Below are 24,030 nucleotides of genomic sequence, written 5' to 3' on the forward strand. Positions count from 1 at the left end.
AATTTTATGAAACAATCGAAAATGCTTATCCCAACCTTACGGGAAATGCCATCTGATGCACAGGTTATCAGCCATGCCTTGATGGTTCGAGCCGGCTATGTCCGTCAGGTTTCGGCAGGGATTTATAGTTATTTGCCACTAGCCAATCGCGTGATTGAAAAGGCTAAGACAATCATGCGTCAGGAATTTGATAAGATTGGTGCGGTAGAATTTTTAGCGCCTGCCCTTTTGTCGGCAGATATCTGGCGTGAATCAGGTCGCTATGATACCTATGGCGAGGATCTTTACAAATTGAAAAACCGGGAGGGTTCTGACTTTATATTAGGACCAACCCATGAAGAAACGGTGACCTTGTTGGCTAGAGATGCAGTGCAATCTTATAAGCAGTTACCACTTAACATCTACCAAATTCAGCCTAAATACCGCGATGAGAAGCGTCCCCGCAATGGCTTGCTTCGAGGTCGTGAATTTATTATGAAAGACGGCTATAGCTTCCATGCGAGTTATGCTAGTTTGGATCAGACCTATGATGATTATAAGGCTGCCTATGAAGCCATCTTCACCCGTGCGGGTCTTGAATTTAAAGCCATCATTGGAGATGGTGGTGCTATGGGAGGAAAGGATAGTCAAGAATTTATGGCGATTACTCCTAACCGTACCGATTTAGAACGTTGGGTTGTCTTGGATAAATCAGTCGCTTCCTTTGATGAGATTCCAGAAGATGTCCTAGCGGCAATCAAGGAAGAATTGGCTGCTTGGTTGGTGTCAGGAGAAGATACGATTGTCTACTCCAGCGAGTCAGGTTATGCTGCCAACCTTGAAATGGCAACGAGTGAGTACAAACCACGCAACCTTGTCGTAGCAGAAGAAGCCTTGGTCAAGATTGCTACACCAGATAGTAAGAGCATTGATGAGGTGACTGCTTTCTTGAATATTTCAGAAGAGCAGGTTATCAAAACCATGCTGTTTATGGCAGATGGTGAGCCGGTTGTTGCCCTCCTAGTCGGAAATGATCAGGTTAATGATGTCAAATTGAAAAACTATTTGGGAGCGGATTTCCTTGAAGCTGCAACACCAGAAGAGGCAGCTACAGTCTTTGGGGCAAAGGTTGGGTCGTTAGGTCCGATCGGACTTCCTAAGCATGTGAAAGTCATCGCAGACCGTAAGGTAGAGGACTTGAAAAATGCAGTGGTTGGTGCCAACCAAGACGGTTTCCACTACACTGGTGCCAATGCCGGTCGTGATTATCAGGTAGCAGAATATGTGGATATTCGTGAGGTGAAAGAGGGAGAGCCTTCGCCAGATGGTAAGGGAAGTCTGCAGTTTGCCCGTGGAATTGAGATTGGACACATTTTTAAATTGGGTACGCGCTATTCAGACAGTATGAATGCGACGATTTTAGATGAAAATGGTCGGGCTACTCCAATCATCATGGGTTGCTATGGTATCGGAGTGAGTCGTCTCTTGTCAGCGGTCTTAGAGCAACATGCCCGTCTCTTTGTCAATAAAACACCAAAAGGCGAATACCGCTTTGCTTGGGGGATTAACTTCCCGAAAGAATTAGCCCCCTTTGATGTGCACTTGATTCCGGTCAATGTCAAAGATGAAGTGACGATGAGTTTGACCCAGTCGATTGAAGATAGCTTATTGACGGCTGGTTACGAAGTCTTGACCGATGATCGCAATGAGCGTGTCGGTGTCAAATTCTCAGATAGTGACTTGATTGGTCTGCCGATTCGTGTGACCGTTGGGAAAAAAGCAGCTGAAGGTATCGTTGAAGTCAAAATCAAAGGAACAGGTGATACAGTTGAAGTTCATGTCGATCAATTACTGGAAACCTTGAAAATTTTAGCAAAGCAATAAGCATAAAAAGGTTGGGCAAAGTCTTAGAAATAGAAAACAGCTTAGAATCACATCATTAAAAACGTTGATTCTAAGCTGTTTTTAGTTATCTAAATTTTAAGCGAGGCGAGAGATTTTTAATTTTTACCCAGCCTCTTATTTCCAACTTCCAACCATCTTCTAGATGATTGGAACTCACTTTGCCCTACTCTACGATTGTTACTGACCATCGTCAGTACGATTTCCAACCTTCAACAGTCATTAGACTGTTGAAGCAGCCTGCAGGTCCTTGCCTAGTACTATAAATTAAACAACTATACTACTTGAAAATAAGAGAGTAGCAGAGTGCCTTATTTGAATGTATGCCCATTGAGTATCATTTCAAAGGATAGGGCTTGGCTCTAGTTTTTTATTTATTGATCTCTAGTGCAGCTAATTGTTCAAAAATAGCTTCAAGAGAGGCTCCAGCTTGAAGAAGTGCTGCTGCTGTATAGCTACCTTCTACAAGGGAGACAGACTGGATACGGATATCCTTGTCTGTGAAATCTGCAACCATTTCCATGTTCATGCGGGCACTACCGAGGTCGAAAAAGGCAAGAATGGTGTCAGCGGGATTGCTATTTACTGCTTCTTCTATCCGGGAAAATTCTGTTCCGATACTGCCATCTTCCAGTCCTCCACAATAGGTAATGGGGACCTCCCTTGCAATTTCTGAGAGAAGGTCCATGATACCTTGGGCTAGATGGTGGGAATGAGAGACGACTACGATACCAATTGTCTGTGTCATACTAGTCCTGCCTCCATCAATGCTTCAAAGAGTAGACCAGAAGAATAGGATCCTGGGTCAATGTGGCCGATAGAGCGCTCGCCAAGATAAGAAGCCCTCCCTTTTGTTGCCTGTAAGTCCTTGGTGTTCGCGACAGCTCTATGAATGGTGTCAAGGCTGAGCTGGCCTGCTCTTATGTCTGCGATGATAGGGGTCCAGACGTCTACCATCGTCTTTTCGCCGACTACTGCCTTGCCTCGCTTTTGAATCATATCCAGTCCTGCTTGAAGACTATCCGCCAAGGAAGCTCCAGCCTGTGCACTCTTACTCAGTCCCATAAAGGCTGAACCATAAAGCGGACCAGAAGCCCCACCGACCTTACTGAGGAGTTGCATCGATACAATTTTGAATACTTCATCAGGGCCAGCAAATTCCTTGCCCTTTAATTGCTCCATAACTGCAGCCATACCTCGTGCCATATTTCCCCCATGATCGCCATCGCCAATCGGGGTATCTAGCTCACTCAATAGGTCTTTATTGTCCTGGATTTTTTCTGCAAATAATTGCATCCATCTGAATACTGCTTGTGTGTCCATTATCGTCTCCTTTACCAAGCTGGGGTTTCGACTTTGGCTTTTAAAGCTTCGATCCAGCTAGTGTCAGTTAGTTTGATGAGCGTAAGAGAGAGTCCTGCCATATCAATGGAGGTCATGTAGTTCCCAATCTTGTGGTAGGCTACCTTGAGTTGGTGATTGGCAAGGAGGTGGGCGATGTCGTTTGCAAAGACATACTGTTCCATGAGTGGGGTAGCCCCAAGACCATTGATCAGTAGACCGTAAGTTTCTCCTGCTTGGGCATCGAAGTCTTGGAGTAATTTGGCAACGAGTTCTTCAGCCAAGGCTTTAGAAGGCTGGAGTTTTTCTTTTTTGTATCCCGGCTCACCATGGATACCGACCCCATATTCAAATTCATCTTCATCAAGGACAAAACCTGGTTTTCCAACTTCAGGGACAGTAGCACCTGAAAGGGCAAGCCCAATGGTTTTGATTTGAGGGACGAGCTTATCAGCCAGCTCTTTGATTTCAGCAAGAGATTTTCCTGCTTCTGCAGCATATCCTAGAATCTTGTGGACAAGAATGGTTCCTGCAACACCACGGCGTCCCTGGGTATAGAGGCTATTTTCGACCGCAATATCATCGTCAACAACGACGCTTGCGACTTCAATTCCCTCCATTTCAGCTAATTCCTGTGCCATCTCAAAATTCATAATGTCCCCAGAGTAATTTTTGATGACCATAAACACCCCAGCTCCCTCATCCGCAGCCTTGATGGCTTCTAAAATTTGGTCTGGAGTTGGAGAAGTAAAGACAGCTCCACAAACAGCAGCAGATAGCATGCCCTTGCCGACAAATCCAGCGTGAGAAGGTTCGTGACCAGAACCACCACCAGAGACAAGCCCGACCTTACCATCTTTTTTGGCCTTTCTAACAATAACGTCATAGCCATCTAAGCGTTCCACCAAATTGCCATGCATAAAGACAAGCCCTTGAAGCATCTCATCGACAACATGCTCGGGTTGATTGATAATTTTTTTCATCTGTATTCCTCCTAGAAACTAAGGAACCATGTGGAAGTAGCTGTGTATCAAATGCTTGTATCCTAGCTTTATTCCCATGGTGGTTTCATTGATTACGCTTTCAGTATACTAGAATCGTTCATAAAAAGAAAGGGACAAAATCATGGGTCTGTCCCTTTGGATTTCAGTGGAAGTATGGTAAGGTAGAGGGAGAAAGAAGTATTTTGCTACTTGGTAGAGGGGGAGCACCAAGGCAAAAAGGAAATGCCATTAGGAGAAATAAGGGAGAAAGCGACCATATGGGAACATCTCTGATTACAAAAAAGAGGATTGCCAAGGCATTCAAACGCCAATTGGCAGTCAAAAGTTTTGAGAAGGTCTCGGTTGTGGATATTATGCAGGAGGCTGAGATGCGCAGGCAGACCTTCTATAATTATTTTGTGGATAAGTATGAACTGCTAGACTGGATTTTTGAGACAGAATTGCAGGAGCAAGTCACGGATAATTTGAATTATATCAGCGGGCTAGGCTTACTAGATGAACTGCTGTACTATATTGAAAGCAACCAGCATTTTTATGTTCAATTATTTAAAGTAAAGGGGCAAAATGACTTTGTCTCCTACTTAGGAGGCTACTGTCGGATTTTAATGGAGAAGATTTTGAGTGAATTGCAGCAAAAGGAGGGCGTGAAGTTAGGGAGTATTTACCGGAACTTTTTCATCTCCTACCATGCAGGAGCCCTGCTTTCCTTGATAGAGCAGGAGATGAAGCAAACTCCCTGTCAGCTTTGCCTCCATTATCCACAGTTGGTTACGATACTGACAGCATCATTGAGAGAGAGAAAGGGGAACTAAATGGTTGCCATTATCAATCAAGCACATCGCGTCATTTCTCACTATATGGAGGGTTTTTTAGTAGCACATCCTCAGCTCAAGCGCTTGGAGCAAGAGCCGATTATTTGCGTGAGGGAGCTAGATAGGGCTTGTGTCCCTGTCATTTCTGGAGGTGGCTCAGGTCATGAGCCTATGCATGTTGGCTTTGTTGGGGAGGGGATGCTGAGCGCTGCTGTCTATGGGGAGATCTTTGTCCCACCTACTGCTGAGGAGATCTTGCGAGCCATTCGATACGTGGATAAGGGGAGGGGGGTCTTTGTGATTGTCAAAAATTTTGAAGCAGATCTGCTTTCCTTTCAAGCTGCCATTCACCAAGCAAGAAAAGAGGGCATTCAGGTCAGATATGTTGTCTCCCACGACGATATTTCAGTTGATACCAAAAAGAATTTCCAGAAGCGTCATCGGGGGCTGGCAGGGACGATTTTACTCCATAAGATTGTAGGAGCCGCTGCCCAATCTGGTATGCCCTTGGAGGAATTGGAGCAACTGGCTCTCTGCCTATCCACAGAAATTGCGACCATTGGCTTTGCGACGAAGGCGGCGCATTTTCCCCAAGTAGCCTCTCCCCTCTTTGAGCTAAAGGAGGGGGAGATTTCCTATGGCATTGGGATTCATGGGGAAGAAGGCTATCGGACAGTTCCTTTTGAATCATCTGAGCAACTAGCCAATGAGATTGTCAATAAGTTAAAATTACGTTTTCGCTGGCAGGAGGGGGAGGAATTTATCCTTTTGGTCAACAATTTAGGGACCATTTCAGAATTAGAACAAGGGATCTTTCTCAATGATATTTGCCAATTATTAGATGTAGAAGGCATACAAATCCCTTTTATCAAGGCAGGACGTTTTGCGACTAGTCTAGATATGGCAGGGCTTTCGGTCACCCTCTGTCGGCTAAAAGACCGTACTTGGCTCAAGTACTTACAGGCAGAGACAAGTGCCCCAGCCTGGTAGGAGCGTTCAGTCTTTATGTAGGGGTCGGGAGAAAAGAATAAAATCCTCCTTGCCCAGATTTTAGAAGCCTGTAGGGGCATTAATAAGAGTGTTGAAAACCTTTAGTTTAAAGGTTTTTCTTTGTTTTTTAAATTTTTTTCTGAGGTGTTGAAAAAGGAATCGAGAATAGCATAAATCAATACGATTACTTTCAAAGGGTAGGGAATAACAATCACTCTGAACAAATGTCAGATTTTTTTGATCGGAGTATTTCCTCATGTTTTCAGTAATAAACCTATTTTCTCTGTCTAGACCCATTACACGAGAATTTGGAAAAAATCTCGCTAATGCCAAAGATATTTCACCTGTTCCACAGCCTAAGTCTAATATAAGAGATGGATTTTCCATTTTTAAGAAATCAAAACTATTAAGAATACCAACTTTATTTATTTTTACAGATTCTGATAATCTTTCACTTTCTTGAATAAATAACTTCTTATTAAAGTAAGTTGTATCGTATGAATCATGAACCATTTTTAACTCCCTATATCAACAATATCATTAAATAATTCTCTATTTTCATCATATAGATGATGAGTAATCATCATAACCGTCAAATCTTTTGATTGAAGAAGTTTTTGTTCAATATCAATAGCAGTTTTCCTATCTAAATTAGAAACAGCTTCATCCATAATCACAATTGGTTTATTTCCAAGTAACTCTCTAGCAATAGAGATTCTTGCTTTTTGACCGCCAGATAAGTTATCTTCATACTTACATTCCAAACGTCCTTTAATAAAATGATTTACATGTGAAGTTTTTAAAATACTAGCAAAAAAAGTCCGATCTATAGAACGTCCCAATGTTATATTATCAAGTAAGGTATCTTTAAAAATGTGCGGTCGCTGTGGAATGAGGGCAAATATTTCTTGTAAACTTTTAAGTGAAATTTCTTTATAATTTTTATTGTCTAAAAATATTTCACCTTCATAATTTATCAACTCTCCTGTTAATAATCGAATTAACGTTGATTTCCCTGAACCAGATCCCCCTACAATAGCAATCTTATCTCCTTTCTTAATAGTCATATTTGGATATTGAATAGTATTGTCGTTATCAAAAATGACAGAAACATTTCGTAAAGTAAGTGTTTCTGTAAAATTTATTTCATCACTAGTATATTTTTTTTCAGCTTTTTTAGGATATTTTTCTAACAATTTAATGGTTGCTTTAAAAGTAACAATATTATAAGCTGCCCCTCTAGTATAGTTAAAAAGACAACTTGTTAGGTTAGCGATAGAAAATATTACCCCTGTAGTAATCTCCCCTTTTACAACAAGATAACCGGTTGTAATAAAAATGATGACCTGAGCAATTATACTTGACATCATGGAAAGCGAATTTGCACAACTTGAAGTCTTTGATAAACTTACTTTAGATTTTATCAACTGTGTAAAGTCTCGTAATATTCGTTTTTTGAAGTAGGAGGTCTGATTATTATGGAAAAAAACTTCAAATCCACTTAAATAATCGCTTGTTCTATTGAGTGCAGTGGTAGAGTCCGAGGAAACTATTTTAGTTTGTTCAGCAATTCTCTTTTCAAAAATTTTAGGGACAAAATAAACCAATCCTGTCATTATAACACTCCCCACCAATAATATCCAGTGAAAATAAATGATAGCAAAGGCATTAAATAGAACCGTTATCATACTCTCAACAGCATTATAAAACTGCATAAACCCATTATCTTTTAACAAATTCATATCATTTATTAACCATGAATGATATTCTCCTTTACTGTGATGATGACTACCAGTATACGAATGAGTAATTAAAGAATCTAGCAAATCAGTACGTATAAGATTGATTTCTTTTTGACATAGTTTTTCTTTTAAAGTATCTTTCCAAACTTGAAAAAGACTATACCCTCCCCAACAGAGTATATCCACTATACTCCAAAGAATAAAATTATTCCAACTACCTTTAATTAATGAGTCCAACATCCATGTGAGAGATAGTGAGCTCATTACATTAGATATGACCCAAAAGACGATGATAACAAGCAGTAGTAAATTATCCTTCTTAAATTTCCATAAATATTTAAACATAGATTGAACCTCACATATCAATTTACTCAGCAAAGAAATCAATTATTAATTCAAATAGAGTATCAATTTTTTGACTATCATCAATGAAGAAACATTTTTTTCCAGTTTTAACTTCAACTTCTTCCTGAAAAACGAATACTTGTTTCTCATCATAATCCGAGACATAATTTCCTAACACAGATAATCTCGTCTCTTTATTTATAGGATATAAGACAATAGCTATAACCTTAGTCTTCTGAAGTGTTTCGATATCATTACAGTGCGTATTATATAGTTATATGGATTATTTTACTGTATTTATGGATTTTTTTAAACCGATTTGCTAAGTTGTTCTTAAAAGAAAGACTAGCTATTCTTGTTTATCAATTTTCTTTATGATGCTTTTTCGACTTGTCCTAGGCTCATTTCTCCCAGATTGGTCAGCCGATGAACTTGCTTTTATCCGCACTACCTAAGAGAATACCAAAAGAAATTCATTTCTGACATGAACGGAGTGTGACTTGTGAGTACAGGTTCTTAGTCCCTATATAGGGAGGGATAGTTATGGGCAAGGCTCGAAAAATAGGGGGACTTGTGGTAAAATAGAGAGCATAGAAAGGCAAGGGATACGAGAATGACAGATACGTTTCAATTACTATTGAATCAAATTGGTCTACCACTTGAATTGAGAGAATCAAGTGCGTTTTCAAGTGCCAGAATTGAGCAGGTATTGGTACATAAAAAGAGCAGGGTTTGGGATTTTACCTTTTGCTTTGAGGAAGCTCTTCCCTTGGCGCACTATCAGTTATTAAAAGCCAAGCTCCTCAATGAATTTCAAAAGACAGGAAATCAGGCACGTTTTCGCTTGGTGACCGTTAAAGAGACGATTGATCCAGCCTTGGTACAGGCATACTATTCAGAAGCCTTTACAGAAGAACTATGTCAGAGTGCTGGTTTTCGATCGGTTTTTCAGCAGTTACCAGTTGAATTTCATGATGGTACCTTGTGGATCAAAGGTCCGGCATCTGTCGATACGCCGCATTTCAGAAAGAACCATTTGCCGAGGTTGGTCGAGCAGTTTGCTCGTTTTGGGTTTGCCAATATAGCAGTGGATATCCAGGTCTGTCAGGAAATGACCAAGGCACAGTCTGAAGAGTTTCACGCTCAAAATGAAGAACTGCTCCAAAAAGCTAGTCAGGAAACCTTGGAAGCGATGGAACAGTTGGCACAAATGACACCGCCACCAGAAGCCAGTCCACAGGCCAATTTCCAAGAATTTAAGAAACAGGCACCGCGCAAGGTTAGTCTTGAAAAATCAGAGATTACACCGATGATTGAGATTGAGACGGAAGAAAATCGGATTGTCTTTGAAGGCTTAATCTTCGATGTGGAGCAGCGGACAACGCGGACAGGGCGGGTCATTATCAATTTTAAGATGACGGACTACACCTCTTCTTTTTCGATGCAGAAATGGGCAAAGAATGAGGAAGAAGCACAGAAGTTTGACATGGTAAAAAAAGGGAATTGGGTTCGTGTTCGAGGGAATATCGAAACCAACAATTTCACACGTGACTTGACGATGAATGTGCAGGAAGTGCAGGAAGTCAAGCGTGATATTCGTAAGGATCTCATGCCCGATGATCAAAAACGAATTGAGTTTCATGCCCACACAAATATGTCTACGATGGATGCTCTGCCACCAGTTGAGGACTTGATTGCTCGAGCTGCCAAGTGGGGGCATAAGGCGATTGCTATTACAGATCATGGTAATGTTCAGTCCTTTCCACATGGTTATCATGCTGCCCGCAAGGCAGGGATTAAGGCGCTCTTTGGTATGGAAGCCAATATCGTCGAAGACAGGGTGCCGATTGTTTACAATGAGGCAGAACTTTCCCTGTCTGATGCGACCTATGTGGTCTTTGACGTAGAGACGACAGGGCTTTCTGCGGTTTACAATAAGCTGATTCAGATTGCGGCCTCTAAGATGCACAAGGGAAATATTATCGCTGAATTTGATGAGTTTATCAATCCAGGTCATCCCTTGAGCCAGTTTACAACAGATTTGACGGGAATCACAGATGAGCATGTCAGAAATGCTAAGCCACTTGAGCAGGTCTTGCAGGAATTTCAGTCCTTTTGCGAGGGTGCTGTCCTCGTTGCCCACAATGCGACCTTTGACGTTGGCTTTATGGATGTCAACTATGAGCGGGCAGGCATGCCGACCATTAGCCAGCCGGTCATTGACACCTTGGAGTTTGCCCGCAACCTCTATCCAGAGTACAAGCGGCATGGTCTGGGTCCCTTGACCAAGCGTTTTGGTGTTGCCCTTGAACACCATCATATGGCCAACTACGATGCGGAAGCGACAGGGCGTCTCCTCTTTATTTTCTTAAAAGATGCTCTGGAAAAACATGGAATCAGCCAGTTGGAGCAATTAAATACAGAGTTGATTGCAGAAGATTCCTATAAGAAAGCCCGTGTCAAGCATGCAACCTTGTATGTCACCAATCAGGTGGGCTTGAAAAATATATTCAAGCTGGTATCCTTATCCAATACCAAGTATTTTGAAGGAGTGCCCCGGATTCCACGGACAATTCTAGATGAACACCGTGAGGGCTTGATTTTAGGAACAGCCTGTCAAGAGGGAGAAGTCTTTGATGAGTTGCTCTCAAAAGGAATAGAAGAAGCCGTCAAGGTGGCAAGTTATTATGATTTTATAGAAGTAATGCCCCCTGCCCTTTATGCCCCCATGATTGCTAAGGAGCAGTTTAAGGACATGGCAGAAATAGAAGCCATGATTCAGAACTTGATTGAAGTGGGACGGAGAGCCAATTTACCTGTTCTTGCGACAGGAAATGTCCACTATATTGACCCAGAAGAAGAGATTTACCGTGAGATTATTGTGCGTTCCTTGGGGCAAGGGGCTATGATCAATCGTACCATTGGGCATGGGGAAAATGCCCAACCTGCCCCTCTTCCCAAAGCTCATTTCCGCACGACCAATGAAATGCTAGATGACTTTTCCTTTTTAGGAGAGCAGCTCGCACGAGAGATTGTGATTACGAATCCAAATGCTATGTTGGAGCGTTTTGAGGATGTTGAGGTCGTCAAAAAAGACCTCTATACTCCTTATTTAGAAAAGGCCGAAGAGCGCGTGGCAGAACTGACCTATAAAAAAGCCTTTGAAGTCTATGGCAATCCTCTACCAGATATTATTGACTTGCGGATTGAAAAAGAATTGACTTCGATTTTAGGAAATGGCTTTGCGGTGATTTACCTTGCTTCTCAAATGCTCGTAACACGCTCGAATGAGCGGGGATATTTGGTCGGTTCTAGGGGGTCTGTGGGCTCTAGCTTTGTTGCGACTATGATTGGAATTACTGAGGTCAATCCTATGCCTCCGCACTATGTCTGTCCCCAGTGCCAACATAGTGAGTTTATCATAGATGGGTCTTACGGTTCTGGCTTTGATATGCCAGATAAGGATTGCCCAGATTGTGGTCACAAATATGCCAAGGACGGTCAGGACATTCCCTTTGAAACCTTCCTAGGATTTGACGGGGACAAGGTACCCGATATTGACTTGAACTTTTCAGGAGATGATCAGCCAGATGCCCATTTGGACGTCCGGAAGATTTTCGGGGATCAATATGCTTTTCGTGCTGGAACAGTAGGAACGGTTGCTGCAAAAACAGCCTATGGTTATGTACGTGGCTATGAGCGAGACTATGGCAAGTTTTATCGTGATGTCGAGGTGGAACGTCTGGCTGCAGGTGCTGCCGGGGTGAAACGGACAACCGGTCAGCACCCGGGTGGAATTGTTGTTATTCCAAACTATATGGATGTCTATGATTTTACTCCTGTTCAATATCCGGCAGATGACTTGGCCGCGAGTTGGCAGACGACCCACTTCAACTTCCATGATATTGATGAGAATGTCTTGAAACTTGATGTACTGGGGCACGATGATCCGACCATGATTCGGAAACTCCAAGATTTATCAGGAATTGATCCACAGACCATTCCCGCAGATGATAAGGGGGTTATGGCTCTCTTTTCAGGAACTGAAGTGCTGGGAGTGACACCAGAGCAGATTGGGACACCGACTGGTATGTTAGGAATCCCTGAATTTGGAACCAACTTTGTCCGGGGAATGGTAGAAGAAACGCACCCAACGACTTTCTCGGAGCTTCTTCAATTATCAGGGCTATCACACGGAACGGATGTATGGCTGGGAAATGCTCAAGATTTGATCAAGGCAGGGATTGCAGACCTCTCTACCGTTATCGGCTGTCGGGACGATATCATGGTCTATCTCATGCATGCGGGACTCCCTCCTAAAATGGCCTTTAATATCATGGAGCGGGTGCGTAAGGGGGCTTGGCTTAAGATTTCTGAGGAAGAACGCAAGGGCTATATCCAAGCGATGAAGGACAACAATGTACCTGACTGGTATATTGAATCTTGTGGAAAGATTAAGTATATGTTTCCTAAGGCACATGCGGCAGCCTACGTGATGATGGCGCTTCGTGTCGCCTACTTCAAAGTGCATCACCCGATTTATTATTATTGTGCTTATTTCTCCATTCGGGCCAAGGCATTTGATCTAGCAACCATGTCTGCTGGTTTAGACCGAGTAAAGGCCAAGATGGAAGAAATCACCATCAAGAAGAAGAATAATGAAGCCAGCAATGTGGAGTTGGATCTCTTTACGACCCTGGAAATTGTCAATGAAATGTTGGAACGTGGCTTTAAGTTTGGGAAATTAGACTTGTATCAGTCTGATGCAACCGAATTTCAAATTGAGGGGGACACCCTGATACCGCCATTTGTCGCTATGGATGGTCTGGGCGAAAATGTTGCCCGTCAAGTGGTGAAGGCACGTGAAGAGGGGGAATTCCTCTCTAAGACCGAGTTACGCAAGCGTGGAGGTCTCTCTGCAACCCTTGTAGACAAGCTCGATGAAATGGGGATCTTAGGAAATATGCCAGAAGATAATCAGTTAAGCCTGTTTGATGACTTGTTTTAAAAGAGAATAAGATGAGGGAGACTTGAAGAACATAAAAAAAATAGGGGATTGGAGAAGATGGCGCTTGTCATCAATCCGCTTCCCTATTTTTCTATAAGGTTATACTCTTCAAAAATCAACTATACTAGGCAACGAGCTACAGGCTGCTTCAACAGTCATTAGGCTGTTGAAGGTTGGAAATCATACTGACGATAGTCAGTAACAATCGTAGAGTACGGCAAAACGAGTTCCAATCATCTGGGAGAGTGAAACAGTTCGGTGAACTGTTTCAGCCTGAGCCTAGAAATTTGAGAGCGAAGTGGGCAAGGTTGGAAATAAGGAAACGAAGTTTCCACAATCGACGAAGTAATAAAAGGTAAACGAAATGAGTATAAGAATTGTGAAAGGTTAGAAATGAGAGTAGCACCGCTCATTTCCTTATAATCGAAGCCGAAGGTAAAACGAGCCTTCACCAAGGCAAGTTGACCAAGTATCCTTTTGATTTTTAAAGAGTATAAACACTATTTTTTATCTTCTATAGTCCACGGGACTGGACTATAGAAGCAGCCTTCGGCTAGTTCCTAGTTTGCTTTTTGTATTAGTTTGAAATCAATTTTTGCTCTTTTAGATAGGTTTTAGCAACCTTGCTGGGTGATTTACCCTCAACATTGACTTGATAGTTCATGTCCTGCATGTCTTTTTCGCTAATCTTACCCGCTAGCTGATTGAGGATATCCTCCAGTTGGGGGTATTTTTTGAGGGTTTCTTCTCGTAGGAGGGGCGCTCCTTGATAGGGTGGGAAGAGCTGCTGGTCATCCTTGAGTGTTGTGAGGTGGTATTGTTGGAGTTCACTATCGGTTGAATAGGCATCAATGATATGGACATTTCCATTATCAATGGCCTTATAGCGCAAGGCTGGCTCGAGCGTCTTGACTTGGAGCTGGAGCTTGTAGCGGTCTTTTAGGCCTTTTGCGCCGTCCTCACGGTCGTTAAATTCCAAGCTAAATCCAGCTGTGGCGCTTGTCTGAACCTTAGAAAGGTCAGAGATCGTTGCTAAGCCATGTTCTTTGGCATAGTCTTCCTTGACGGCAAGTGCGTAGGTGTTTTGATAGAGCATGGGTTTGAGATAGATGAGCTTGTCTTGCGCAAAAATCCCCTTACGGGCTGCTTGATAGACATCATTGGGGTCTGTTGAGGTACTTGGGGCTTGTTTGAGGAGAGTGGAGGTCACCGTTCCTGTAAATTCTGGGTAAAGATCGATTTGACCTGCTTTCAAGGCTTCGTAGACAAAGCTGGTCTTTCCAAAGTTTGGCTTTAATTCTACTGTAATATCCGTCTTGTCCTCAATTAACTCCTTATAGATATGGATTAAAATCTCAGGCTCAGAGCCTAGTTTTCCAGCGATAACGATCTTATTTTGCATCATCATAGACATGGGAAAAAGCGAGACAGAACTGATGCAAAAAAGGGCAACAAAGGAGATGAACATGGTCTTCAGACTACGTTTGTCAACCAAGCCAATCAAATAGTGAAAGAGGAGTGCCAAAATAGCAGAGCTGATTGCCCCAATTAAAATCAGGGAGCTATTGTTGCGGTCAATTCCTAGGAGAATGAAAGAACCCAATCCTCCTGCTCCGATCAGGGCAGCTAAGGTTGCTGTTCCAATCACAAGGACGGTTGCTGTCCGAATACCAGAGAGAATGACAGGTGCTGCCAGAGCGAGTTCAAATTTTCTTAGTTTTTCCCAACGGTTCATTCCAAAGGCGGTTGCAGCTTCCTGCAAGGAGGGGTCAATTTCCTGTAGTCCCGTAATGGTATTTTGCAGAATGGGAAAAATAGCATAGACAATCAAGGTCAAAATTGCGGGAATTTTCCCAATTCCGAAAATAGGAATGAGCAGTCCCAAGATTGCCAATGAGGGAATGGTCTGCAGGATCCCTGTGAATTGTAGCATAAGATTTGCCAAGCGCTCATGTTTTGAGACTAGGATAGCAAGGGGAATGGTTAGCAAAATGGCACAGGCAAGTGCCATAAAGGAGATTTGTAAATGCTCTCCAAGTGCCAAAATCCAGTCTTCTTTTCGTTCTAAAAAGGTTTGAATGAAATCATTCATAGCAGGCTCCGATCTATACATGGAAGAAATCAGCGACAAACTGGCTGGCAGGGGATTCTTGGATACGTTCCGGAGTATCCAATTGTAGGATTTCCCCCTGATCCATGATGGCAATGCGGTCACCGAGCTTCATGGCTTCTGCCATATCATGAGTTACAAAAATCATGGTCATCTGAAATTCTTTTTGGATTTTTTTGACTAAGTCCTGTAATTGCTCACGAGAAATAGGATCTAGGGCGCTAAAGGGTTCGTCTAGCAAGAGAACCTTGGGACGGGCGATAATAGCACGTAAAATCCCAATTCGCTGTTGCTCTCCCCCAGAAAGTTCACCTGGCATGCGGTGGAGATAGTGGGCAGCAGGAAGTCCGACTAATGCTAATAATTCCTTGGTACGGGTCTCAATTTCTTTCTTGGACCATTTTTTCATCTCAGGAATGAGGGCGATATTTTCTGCCACACTAAGGTTAGGAAAGAGGGCAATCTGCTGGAGGACATAGCCAGTTGCGAGGCGTAATTCCCGTAGTTCATAGTCTTTGAGGCATTTGCCATCCAGGTAGATATCTCCTTCATCTGGTTCAATCAAGCGGTTGATCATCTTGAGTGTGGTTGTCTTTCCGCTTCCGCTTGTACCGACCAAGACGAAAAATTCCCCATCTCGAATGGTAAATGCTTGGTCTTTTAGGACATACTTGTCATTGAAGTGTTTACTGACCTGTTTAAATTCAATCATAGGCTTACCTGACTTTCTAATTGTTGTTGCAAGGCTTCGTTAAAAGAGGAATAGAGTTGTAAGAGTTTTTCTCGCTCTTCTTCATTCATCTGTGCTAGAGCACGATTTTCTGCTTCCTCTAGCGGGTCTAAAATAGAGGCAGCATAGGCCCTCCCCTTACTAGTTAGATGGATAAACTTTTGGCGTTTATCGCATTTATTTGGCACAAAGGAGACTAGTTTTGCCCGCTCAAATACCTTGATAGTGGTATTGATGACCTGCTTGCTGGCTCCTAGCTTATGGCTGAGGCAGGCTTGAGATAGGGGGCTTTGGGCATAGTATAGCCAGACAAGAATGAAAAATGACGACCGTTGTAGACCAAACTTTTTGGCATATTGATCGTAGAGAAAATCCTGCTCGTATTTTAAACGAGCAAATGTCTTTGTTTCTTGTTTTATCTGCATCATCATGGAGTGCCTGCCTTTGTTTAGATTAGAGTAAATAGTCAAAAATTTTGACTATTAGTGTATCATATTCCCTAGAAATAGTCAAAAATATGGACTAATTACTATAGTGGGAATCTTAGAGAAGCCTTTATACTCTTTAAAAATCAAAAGGATACTTGGTCAACTTGCCTTGGTGAAGGCTCGTTCTACCTTGGGCTTCGATTATAAGGAAATGAGCGGTGCTACTCTCATTTCCAACCTTTCACCATTCTTAATTGTGAAAGCTAGTCTACTTTTGATTTTTATTGAGTATTAGATGTAAGCGATAGTAAGAACGGTAAATTTGCAAGAAGTAGGCTTTTAAACAGCAGGCTCCATGGAAGAAGATTAAAAATAGACACGTTCTACCGCTTTACACATGCAACCGCAGAAAAGAAAGTTAGTAAGATTAGCTTCTTTGGAGTGTTTTGATTTTCTTTCATAAACGATAGATGAAAAAGTGAGTATGGAACGAAAAAAGCTAGCTAGAAGAATGGTCTATGGCAGTAGAAAGTGTATTCCTCTATCGAAATATGATACAATAAAGAAGAATTGAATCAAAAAGGAGTAAATCATGGTATTACCAAACTTTAAAGAAAACTTGGCAAAATATGCGAAGTTACTTGTCTCAACAGGAATCAATGTTCAAGCAGGTCATACAGTTTCCTTGACCATTAGTGTTGATCAGGCTGAGCTAGCTCGTTTGATTGTCAAAGAAGCCTATGCACAAGGGGCAGTAGAGGTACTTGTGAACTGGCAAGATGATGTCATTTTGCGGGAGCGTTACTTGAATGTACCGATTGAGCGTTTAGAGACGGTTTCTGAGCAACGAATTGCAGAAATGAACTATATACTGGACCATAAAGCGAGCCGATTGGTGGTTCTATCTGATGATCCAGGTGCCTTAGACGGGATTGACCCAGAAAAACTATCTCGTGCGACACGGGCTACAAGTATTGCCCTAAACCCAATGCGTCAAGCGACCCAAGCCAACAAAATTAGCTGGACTTTGGGTGCGGCAGCAGGATTAGAGTGGGCGAAAAAGGTTTTCCCAGATGCTACAAGTGATGAGGAAGCAGTCGATTTACTGTGGGATCAAATTTTCAAAACGTGCCGTGTCTATGCTGATGACCCAGTGGCTGCTTGGAAAGAGCATGAGGAACGTCTTGTCGCTAAGGCAGCGATTTTGAATAAGGAGCAATTTGTCAAACTTCACTATACTGCACCTGGTACAGACTTGATTCTCGGAATGCCTAAAAATCATTTGTGGGAAGCGGCAGGTTCTATCAATGCTCAAGGGGAGCACTTCATTGCCAATATGCCAACTGAGGAAGTCTTTACAGCTCCTGATTACCGTGTGGCAGACGGCTATGTCACATCAACCAAGCCACTTAGCTATAATGGAAATATCATCGAAGGCATTAAAGTGACCTTTAAAGATGGTGAAATTGTTGAGATTACTGCTGAAAAGGGTGATGAAGTAATGAAGAAATTGGTCTTTGATAATGCAGGTGCGCGTGGTCTCGGTGAGGTTGCCCTTGTACCAGATCAAAGCCCTATTTCCCAATCAGGGGTAACGTTCTTTAATACCCTCTTTGACGAAAATGCCTCCAACCACTTGGCAATTGGATCGGCCTATGCCTTTAGCATTGAAGGTGGTGTGGAGATGAGCAATGACGAATTGAAAGCAGCAGGGCTGAACCGTTCAGATGTTCACGTGGACTTTATGATTGGATCCAATAAAATGAATATTGATGGTATTCGTGAAGACGGAACGGCCGTACCAATTTTCCGTGATGGTGAATGGGCGATTTAGCGCCTATTCAAAATGGAGTTCTTACTGGTTGCGTGCAAGTTCATACTCAATAAAAATCAAAAAGCAAACTAGGAAGCTAGGAAATAGAGCTAGTGAAAGCAAGTGACCATCGTAGCGTACGGCAAGGCTGACGGAGTTTGAAGAGATTTTTAAAGAGTGTTATTACTTTCATTTTGTGCCTTACTAGAACTTAATAAGAGAGAGTATAGGAGGTTAAAAGATATGATTGGAAGCCTAATCGTTGGCTTGCTTGTAGCGATTATTGCTGCAGCTATTACCAACCGTGGTGAAAAGATGGGTTGTATTGGCAAGATTTTATTAGGACTTGCAGGTGCTTGGCTTGGCCAGCTTCTCTTTGGTGCTTGGGGTCCCCAAATTGCAGATACGGCTATTGTCCCTTCTGTTTTAGGAGCAGTCATTCTCCTAGCCATTTTTTGGGAACGGGGGAGTTGAGACAAGAGGCCAGGCAAAAATGAGGTTGAAAGATTAAAAAATGAGCAAGTCCAAATTGGACTCGCTCATTTTCGATTACTCGTCAACGCTCACCCTATGCCCTTGTTGCCTCACCTTACCGAAGTTCAGTTTATCGTCTGGCTAAGTCCTCAAGCCCTACAAGAGGAGATAGATATTTTGGTTTTAGCCGAGTTTTGTTGTAGTGCCTTTTAGGTATAAACTAAATGGCTGTATTACTGTTTCGTCAATACTACTGTATCATTTCGATCAATTTCACTGATGTCCTCAATCGTTAAGGTATGACCGTCTAAGAAATAACGTTCTGTATCATCACCGATGATAATGCGTTGATTGGTTGGGTCAATGGTTACATTTTTGATTTCTTGTTCTCCATCTGGTTCAACCTGGGTCCAAGTGCCAGAAGTTCCTGTGATTACAAGAGTTACTTCATCTTCTTCATCGTGTCCCTTATAGGTTCCATCAAGTTCCCCTGTTTGGGTGTTGCTAGCTGGAGTGGTTGTTGCGGAAGCAATTGTAGCACTGCTAGATGATAGAGTAGAAGTTTGAGAGGTAGAGCTTGTAGAGCTAGTAGCACTAGAACTTGTAGGAAGCACTTGAGTTTGTGTACTAGTGCAGGCTACAAGGAATAAGCTAAGGGTTGTCACGCTAGTGATTGAAATTATTTTTGTAAGTTTCATGATACTATCCTTTCAATTAAGAGATGGACTTTTATTATACTAAAACATTCAACTACTTGGCAAGATTTTTGTTTGGTAAGAAAGGCTGTATGTTGTCTACAATAAACCCTCTATTTATGGAGATTACTCAAGCACCAACATCCCTTCTTTGATGGCAAATGGATGCTCTGGATTGATGCGGTCGTAGAACATGATACCATTGATATGGTCAATCTCATGTTGGACGACAATAGCATTGAAGCCTTTGAGTTTGATACGGTGCTTTTCCCCGGTCTTGTCAAAATATTCCACTGTTACACGGGCATGACGAACCACGTAGCCAGGAATTTCACGATCGACAGACAAGCACCCTTCTCCGCCTTCCATAGCTGCTTCTTGAATGGAGTGAGAGACGATTTTGGGATTGTACATGACTTCCTGAAGGGCATATGCTTCAGCCGGTGGATTGCCTTCTGGATCTTTTGCGTTTGGTACAAGAACTGCAATGATGCGCTTTGAAATATTTACTTGTGGCGCTGCAAGCCCCACCCCACCACGAAGTTTCATTTTTTCCGCCATGACAGGATCCTGGGAATGTTTGAGGAATTGGAGCATCTTTTCTCCCAAGATTATTTCCTCATCAGAGAGTGGTAGTTGGACCTCCTCGGCGACCTTACGCAGGGTTGGATGTCCGTCACGAATAATATCATCCATATCGATCAAGTGACTAGCTTTTGTTAAACGTTCAATTACAGACATAGGATTCTCCTTCTAATTTCTAAGGACTAGTATAGCACGAAAAGGAGCAGAAGAAAAGGCAAGTGCAGGATAAGGAAGAATTTGCTATACTAGTGCTATTGGGAATGAAAATCTCCCTGTTGTATTGTGGAGAAATCAAGAGAAATAAAGGCTTAGAAGACCGTTCTTTCCACCATAGGCTTGTGAGAATATGGCAATTAGTCGGAGGATATTAGATGCGTTTGGATAAATTTTTAGTTGAATGTGGCATAGGTTCACGAACAGAGGTCAAGAAAATCCTCAAGTCAGGCAAGGTAACAGTCAACCAAGCCGTTGAAAAATCTGCCAAGGTCCACATTGATGAAGAAAAAGATGAGATTGTCTATCAGGGGAAGAGGTTAAACTATGAGAAATTTGTCTACTATCTCTTAAACAAACCCAAGGGGGTGATTTCGGCGACAGAAGATAGTAAACATCGAACGGTCCTGGATCTGTTAGATGATACTGCAAGACACAAAGAGGTTTTTCCTGTTGGACGGCTAGATATTGATACGCACGGGCTCTTACTCTTGACCAATAATGGTGCCTTAGCCCATGAACTGCTATCGCCTAAAAAACATGTCGTTAAGGTTTATCAAGCTGAAGTAGCCGGTATCATGACGGGAGAAGATGTTCGTCACTTTGCGAGAGGGATTGAGCTGAAAGATTTTACCTGTCAGCCTGCTATTCTGGAACTTGTAGAAGTAGATGAGATAGCTCAGACATCACGCGTACAGATTCGCCTTGCAGAAGGGAAATTCCACCAAGTGAAACGCATGGTAGCAGCCTGTGGAAAAGAGGTAACAGATTTACAACGCCTTAGCATGGGTCCTTTGAGCTTAGACGAAACCCTAGACCTGGGAGCCTATCGCAGACTGAACACTCAGGAATTGGACGAACTAACCACCTTCGGCGTGGAATTATAAGATACGAGAGCGTGAAACGAGTAAAGCAAAAATAGGCGGCCGAACAGAAGTTGCTTGCAACTTCGTCGTGAGACCCCGGCGAAGATAGCTAGGCTAGTCACAAATGAAATGCAGTGAATAGTCAGCTAGCTACCGCCAATAAAACAAGTTCTGTCTCTTATTCATTGTTGGGCTTTTTTCCGAGCTTTTAGCCCGAGTTCAATTAAATCAAGATACAAAGCCCGTGAAAAACTCAAAGCGAAAATAGAAAATTTGACGAAGAAACTTTAGTTTCTAGGAGAATTTGTCTTTTTCGCACAGAGTTTAGGGCGGGTTCAATTAAGATGTGAGGACGTTAAGAAAATGGAAAGAAAAATAGGGAATTGGAGAAGATGACCTTGTCATCAAGCCGATTCATCTTTTTTCTACCATTTTTAGTCCGAACTCAGTTAGTTAAGATACAAAAGCCGTCAAGCGAGCAAAGTAAAAATAGGAGGCTGACGCAGGGTTCAATGAGCCCAAGAAAGCCTATCTTTTTTACATAGCTCATAGGCTGTGTTCAATTAAGATGTGAGGACGTTAAAAAACCGAACGAAAAATAGGCGGCCGAACAGAAGTTGCTTGCAACTTCGTCGTGAGACCCCGGCGAAGATAGCTAGGCTAGTCACAAATGAAATGCAGTGAATAGTCAGCTAGCTACCGCCAATAAAACAAGTTCTGTCTCTTATTCATTGTTGGGCTTTTTTCCGAGCTTTTAGTCCGAACTCAGTTAGTTAAGATACAAAAGCCGTCAAGCGAGCAAAGTAAAAATAGGAGGTTGACGTAGGGTTCGATGAACCCAAGGAAACCTATCTTTTTTCCGAGCTTTTAGCCCGAGTTCAATTAAATCAAGATACAAAGCCCGTGAAAAACTCAAAGCGAAAATAGAAAATTTGACGAAGAAACTTTAGTTTCTAGGAGAATTTGTCTTTTTCGCACAGAGTTTAGGGCGAGTTCAATTAAATAAGATACAAAAGCCGTCAAGCGAGTAAAGTAAAAATAGGAGGCTGACGCAGGGTTCAATGAGCCCAAGAAAGCCTATCTTTTTTACATAGCTCGTAGGCTGTGTTCAATTAAGATGTGAGGACGTTAAGAAAATGGAAAGAAAAATAGGGAATTGGAGAAGATGACCTTGTCATCAAGCCGATTCATCTTTTTTCTACCATTTTTAGTCCGAACTCAGTTAGTTAAGATACAAAAGCCGTTAAGCGAGCAAAGTAAAAATAGGAGAGCGTTTGATACGAGTTTCACTCGTTTTATTTCCAACCTTTACCAGTCTGGTATAGACTGGTAAAGCAACTCCTAGACGAAAAGACCATAAAGTTGGGGAAATCAAAGGTAGTCTGTTTGTGGTGAGATGGGCGTAAAGATTACCTTAAACGCACCCGTCACGCCTTTGTTATTCTGAAGCGCAGAAATAGTTGATAGGAAGTCTAGCCAAATAGATGATTTTGTGATAGACTACTATAAGCATAGGTTTTTAAACTCATCCCGTGAGGTGAGAAAGACAATTACGAATTATAACGAGAAGCGTATAACAAAGGCCTATGACTAATCAATGGTATGTGGGCCTTTTTGTGTGCCCAAAAGGAGGACTATGAAAGAATCTGTTCGTTTGTTGCTTGATGTCGATGAAAAGCCGTCATTTGGGCAAGGTATTTTGCTAAGTTTTCAGCACGTGTTTGCTATGTTTGGTGCAACAATCCTCGTACCACTCATTTTAGGTATGCCTGTATCTGTTGCGCTTTTTGCCTCGGGTGTGGGAACCTTGATTTATCAAGTTGCGACCCAATTCAAGGTACCGGTTTATCTGGGTTCATCATTTGCCTACATCTCTGCTATGGCGCTTGCTATTAAGGAAATGAATGGAGATGTGTCTGCGGCTCAGACAGGTGTTCTCTTTGTTGGCTTGATCTATGTTTTGATTGCAGGTTTGGTGAAGGTGATTGGAACCAAGTGGATTGATCGCCTCTTACCACCGATTGTCATCGGTCCAATGATTATCGTTATCGGTCTTGGTTTAGCCAATTCAGCCGTGACCAATGCTGGATTTGTAGCAGGTGGAGATTGGCGCAATGTACTTGCAGCGATCGCTACATTTTTGATCGCAGCATTTGTCAATACCAAAGGAAAAGGTTTCATGAGGATTGTGCCATTTCTGATTGCGATTATCGGAGGGTATGTGGTTGCCTTAGCACTCGGTTTGGTCGACTTTAAAGCGGTTTTGGAGGCTCCTTGGCTAGAGTTGCCACGCTTTTATCTGCCATTTAAGTCAGGGATTTTTGAACAGTACAAACTCTACTTTGGACCAGAAATGCTTGCGATTTTACCGATTGCCGTTGTCACAGTGGCAGAACATATCGGTGACCATACCGTCTTAAGCCAGATTTGCGGTCGTCCATTCTTAAAAAATCCGGGTCTGAACCGGACCTTGATCGGAGACGGGGTAGCAACTGCGGTATCTGCCTTTATCGGTGGCCCTGCTAATACAACCTATGGAGAAAATACAGGGGTTATTGGGATGACCCGTATTGCTTCTGTATCAGTTATCCGCAATGCAGCCTTAATTGCTATCGCCTTTAGCTTCCTTGGAAAATTCACCGCGCTTATCTCGACCATTCCAAGTGCAGTCCTAGGTGGGATGTCTATCTTGCTTTATGGGGTTATTGCAAGTAATGGTTTGAAGGTCTTGATTGAAAGCCGTGTAGACTTTGGACAGGTTCGCAACCTTATCATTGCTAGTTCGATGTTGGTCTTGGGTCTTGGTGGTGCAGTCCTAAATATCGGAGCAATCACTCTTTCAGGGACAGCTCTCAGTGCGATTGTAGGAATTATCTTAAATTTGATTCTGCCGCGTGAAGTGCACGCCAAACGCATGAAACTGAAATAGTTTCAGAAATGGTATGTAAGCGATCTTATCATAGCGCCCAGTGCCTAAAAAGTGGTATCCTATT

At 42.4% G+C, this 24,030-nt stretch carries 18 protein-coding genes; 8 read left to right on the top strand and 10 right to left on the bottom strand.

The annotated features are described in order from the left end of the window. Positions 1–6 precede the first annotated feature (6 nt). A complete protein-coding gene (locus ACVPON_RS08660; protein WP_462878228.1) occupies positions 7–1,863 on the top strand; it encodes a proline--tRNA ligase in 1,857 nt (618 codons plus the stop codon). A gap of 388 nt (positions 1,864–2,251) precedes the next feature. On the opposite strand, the gene dhaM is transcribed toward ACVPON_RS08660, so the two are convergent. From dhaM to dhaK, 3 genes are read right to left on the bottom strand one after another with little or no spacing between them, the layout of a single operon-like run. After that, positions 2,252–2,629: a dihydroxyacetone kinase phosphoryl donor subunit DhaM gene (dhaM, locus tag ACVPON_RS08665; RefSeq protein ID WP_462878229.1), complete on the bottom strand. Its 378-nt coding sequence runs from the start codon at positions 2,627–2,629 to the stop codon at positions 2,252–2,254. Further along, positions 2,626–3,204, bottom strand: a complete 579-nt coding sequence (gene dhaL / locus ACVPON_RS08670; RefSeq protein WP_462878230.1) for a dihydroxyacetone kinase subunit DhaL — start codon at positions 3,202–3,204, stop codon at positions 2,626–2,628. The genes dhaM and dhaL overlap by 4 nt, the downstream gene beginning before the upstream one ends. Positions 3,205–3,215: 11 nt before the next feature. Then, positions 3,216–4,205 (bottom strand): dihydroxyacetone kinase subunit DhaK, encoded by a 990-nt coding sequence (gene dhaK, locus ACVPON_RS08675; protein ID WP_462878231.1) that lies wholly within the window; start codon positions 4,203–4,205, stop codon positions 3,216–3,218. Positions 4,206–4,483: 278 nt separating this feature from the next. Between dhaK and dhaS the strand changes: the two genes are divergently transcribed. Both dhaS and dhaQ read left to right on the top strand, forming a co-directional pair. Further along, a complete protein-coding gene (gene dhaS, locus ACVPON_RS08680; protein ID WP_462878232.1) occupies positions 4,484–5,038 on the top strand; it encodes a dihydroxyacetone kinase transcriptional activator DhaS in 555 nt (184 codons plus the stop codon). Further along, positions 5,039–6,028, top strand: a complete 990-nt coding sequence (gene dhaQ, locus ACVPON_RS08685) for a DhaKLM operon coactivator DhaQ (RefSeq protein WP_462878233.1) — start codon at positions 5,039–5,041, stop codon at positions 6,026–6,028. It begins immediately after the preceding gene. Between the two features lie 60 nt (positions 6,029–6,088). Here dhaQ and ACVPON_RS08690 read toward each other — a convergent pair whose 3' ends face one another. Both ACVPON_RS08690 and ACVPON_RS08695 read right to left on the bottom strand, forming a co-directional pair. Beyond that, the gene (locus tag ACVPON_RS08690) at positions 6,089–6,541 is read right to left on the bottom strand and encodes a class I SAM-dependent methyltransferase (protein WP_462878234.1); all 453 of its coding nucleotides are present in this window, start codon (positions 6,539–6,541) and stop codon (positions 6,089–6,091) included. Positions 6,542–6,543: 2 nt separating this feature from the next. Continuing rightward, entirely contained in the window at positions 6,544–8,115 is a 1,572-nt protein-coding gene (locus ACVPON_RS08695; RefSeq protein ID WP_462878235.1) for an ATP-binding cassette domain-containing protein, read from the bottom strand. Between the two features lie 613 nt (positions 8,116–8,728). Between ACVPON_RS08695 and ACVPON_RS08700 the strand changes: the two genes are divergently transcribed. Then, positions 8,729–13,123 (top strand): PolC-type DNA polymerase III, encoded by a 4,395-nt coding sequence (locus ACVPON_RS08700; RefSeq protein WP_462878236.1) that lies wholly within the window; start codon positions 8,729–8,731, stop codon positions 13,121–13,123. Positions 13,124–13,700: 577 nt separating this feature from the next. On the opposite strand, the gene ACVPON_RS08705 is transcribed toward ACVPON_RS08700, so the two are convergent. From ACVPON_RS08705 to ACVPON_RS08715, 3 genes are read right to left on the bottom strand one after another with little or no spacing between them, the layout of a single operon-like run. Further along, positions 13,701–15,215 (bottom strand): ABC transporter permease/substrate-binding protein, encoded by a 1,515-nt coding sequence (locus ACVPON_RS08705; protein ID WP_462878237.1) that lies wholly within the window; start codon positions 15,213–15,215, stop codon positions 13,701–13,703. Positions 15,216–15,228: 13 nt separating this feature from the next. After that, the gene (locus tag ACVPON_RS08710) at positions 15,229–15,945 is read right to left on the bottom strand and encodes an ABC transporter ATP-binding protein (protein WP_462878238.1); all 717 of its coding nucleotides are present in this window, start codon (positions 15,943–15,945) and stop codon (positions 15,229–15,231) included. Beyond that, complete coding sequence (locus ACVPON_RS08715; RefSeq protein ID WP_462878239.1) at positions 15,942–16,391, bottom strand: MarR family winged helix-turn-helix transcriptional regulator; 450 nt, start codon at positions 16,389–16,391, stop codon at positions 15,942–15,944. Before ACVPON_RS08715 ends, ACVPON_RS08710 begins: the two co-directional genes overlap by 4 nt. 592 nt (positions 16,392–16,983) lie before the next feature. Between ACVPON_RS08715 and ACVPON_RS08720 the strand changes: the two genes are divergently transcribed. Further along, entirely contained in the window at positions 16,984–18,225 is a 1,242-nt protein-coding gene (locus tag ACVPON_RS08720) for an aminopeptidase (protein ID WP_462878240.1), read from the top strand. 222 nt (positions 18,226–18,447) lie between these two features. After that, the gene (locus tag ACVPON_RS08725; RefSeq protein WP_462878241.1) at positions 18,448–18,678 is read left to right on the top strand and encodes a GlsB/YeaQ/YmgE family stress response membrane protein; all 231 of its coding nucleotides are present in this window, start codon (positions 18,448–18,450) and stop codon (positions 18,676–18,678) included. Between the two features lie 233 nt (positions 18,679–18,911). Here ACVPON_RS08725 and ACVPON_RS08730 read toward each other — a convergent pair whose 3' ends face one another. Both ACVPON_RS08730 and def read right to left on the bottom strand, forming a co-directional pair. Continuing rightward, positions 18,912–19,376 (bottom strand): SP_0198 family lipoprotein, encoded by a 465-nt coding sequence (locus tag ACVPON_RS08730; RefSeq protein WP_462878242.1) that lies wholly within the window; start codon positions 19,374–19,376, stop codon positions 18,912–18,914. Positions 19,377–19,499: 123 nt separating this feature from the next. Further along, the gene (gene def / locus ACVPON_RS08735; protein WP_462878243.1) at positions 19,500–20,114 is read right to left on the bottom strand and encodes a peptide deformylase; all 615 of its coding nucleotides are present in this window, start codon (positions 20,112–20,114) and stop codon (positions 19,500–19,502) included. A gap of 215 nt (positions 20,115–20,329) precedes the next feature. Here def and ACVPON_RS08740 point away from each other — a divergent pair, with 215 nt between their 5' ends. Together ACVPON_RS08740 and ACVPON_RS08745 are read left to right on the top strand one after the other, a co-directional pair. Beyond that, positions 20,330–21,058 carry a pseudouridine synthase gene (locus ACVPON_RS08740; RefSeq protein ID WP_462878244.1) on the top strand — a complete coding sequence of 243 codons (729 nt, stop codon included), beginning with the start codon at positions 20,330–20,332 and terminating at the stop codon, positions 21,056–21,058. 1,615 nt (positions 21,059–22,673) lie between these two features. Next, positions 22,674–23,966: a uracil-xanthine permease family protein gene (locus tag ACVPON_RS08745; RefSeq protein WP_462878245.1), complete on the top strand. Its 1,293-nt coding sequence runs from the start codon at positions 22,674–22,676 to the stop codon at positions 23,964–23,966. Positions 23,967–24,030: the final 64 nt, after the last annotated feature.

This window comes from Streptococcus sp. 1F3, from assembly GCF_054968985.1.

Bases quoted from the DNA above. Each gene is read 5' to 3' on its own strand.
- ACVPON_RS08660 (WP_462878228.1), top strand. From the start codon at position 7: ATGAAACAATCGAAAATGCTTATCCCAACCTTACGGGAAATGCCATCT.
- dhaM (WP_462878229.1), bottom strand. From the start codon at position 2,629: ATGACACAGACAATTGGTATCGTAGTCGTCTCTCATTCCCACCATCTA.
- dhaL (WP_462878230.1), bottom strand. From the start codon at position 3,204: ATGGACACACAAGCAGTATTCAGATGGATGCAATTATTTGCAGAAAAA.
- dhaK (WP_462878231.1), bottom strand. From the start codon at position 4,205: ATGAAAAAAATTATCAATCAACCCGAGCATGTTGTCGATGAGATGCTT.
- dhaS (WP_462878232.1), top strand. From the start codon at position 4,484: ATGGGAACATCTCTGATTACAAAAAAGAGGATTGCCAAGGCATTCAAA.
- dhaQ (WP_462878233.1), top strand. From the start codon at position 5,039: ATGGTTGCCATTATCAATCAAGCACATCGCGTCATTTCTCACTATATG.
- ACVPON_RS08690 (WP_462878234.1), bottom strand. From the start codon at position 6,541: ATGGTTCATGATTCATACGATACAACTTACTTTAATAAGAAGTTATTT.
- ACVPON_RS08695 (WP_462878235.1), bottom strand. From the start codon at position 8,115: ATGTTTAAATATTTATGGAAATTTAAGAAGGATAATTTACTACTGCTT.
- ACVPON_RS08700 (WP_462878236.1), top strand. From the start codon at position 8,729: ATGACAGATACGTTTCAATTACTATTGAATCAAATTGGTCTACCACTT.
- ACVPON_RS08705 (WP_462878237.1), bottom strand. From the start codon at position 15,215: ATGAATGATTTCATTCAAACCTTTTTAGAACGAAAAGAAGACTGGATT.
- ACVPON_RS08710 (WP_462878238.1), bottom strand. From the start codon at position 15,945: ATGATTGAATTTAAACAGGTCAGTAAACACTTCAATGACAAGTATGTC.
- ACVPON_RS08715 (WP_462878239.1), bottom strand. From the start codon at position 16,391: ATGATGCAGATAAAACAAGAAACAAAGACATTTGCTCGTTTAAAATAC.
- ACVPON_RS08720 (WP_462878240.1), top strand. From the start codon at position 16,984: ATGGTATTACCAAACTTTAAAGAAAACTTGGCAAAATATGCGAAGTTA.
- ACVPON_RS08725 (WP_462878241.1), top strand. From the start codon at position 18,448: ATGATTGGAAGCCTAATCGTTGGCTTGCTTGTAGCGATTATTGCTGCA.
- ACVPON_RS08730 (WP_462878242.1), bottom strand. From the start codon at position 19,376: ATGAAACTTACAAAAATAATTTCAATCACTAGCGTGACAACCCTTAGC.
- def (WP_462878243.1), bottom strand. From the start codon at position 20,114: ATGTCTGTAATTGAACGTTTAACAAAAGCTAGTCACTTGATCGATATG.
- ACVPON_RS08740 (WP_462878244.1), top strand. From the start codon at position 20,330: ATGCGTTTGGATAAATTTTTAGTTGAATGTGGCATAGGTTCACGAACA.
- ACVPON_RS08745 (WP_462878245.1), top strand. From the start codon at position 22,674: ATGAAAGAATCTGTTCGTTTGTTGCTTGATGTCGATGAAAAGCCGTCA.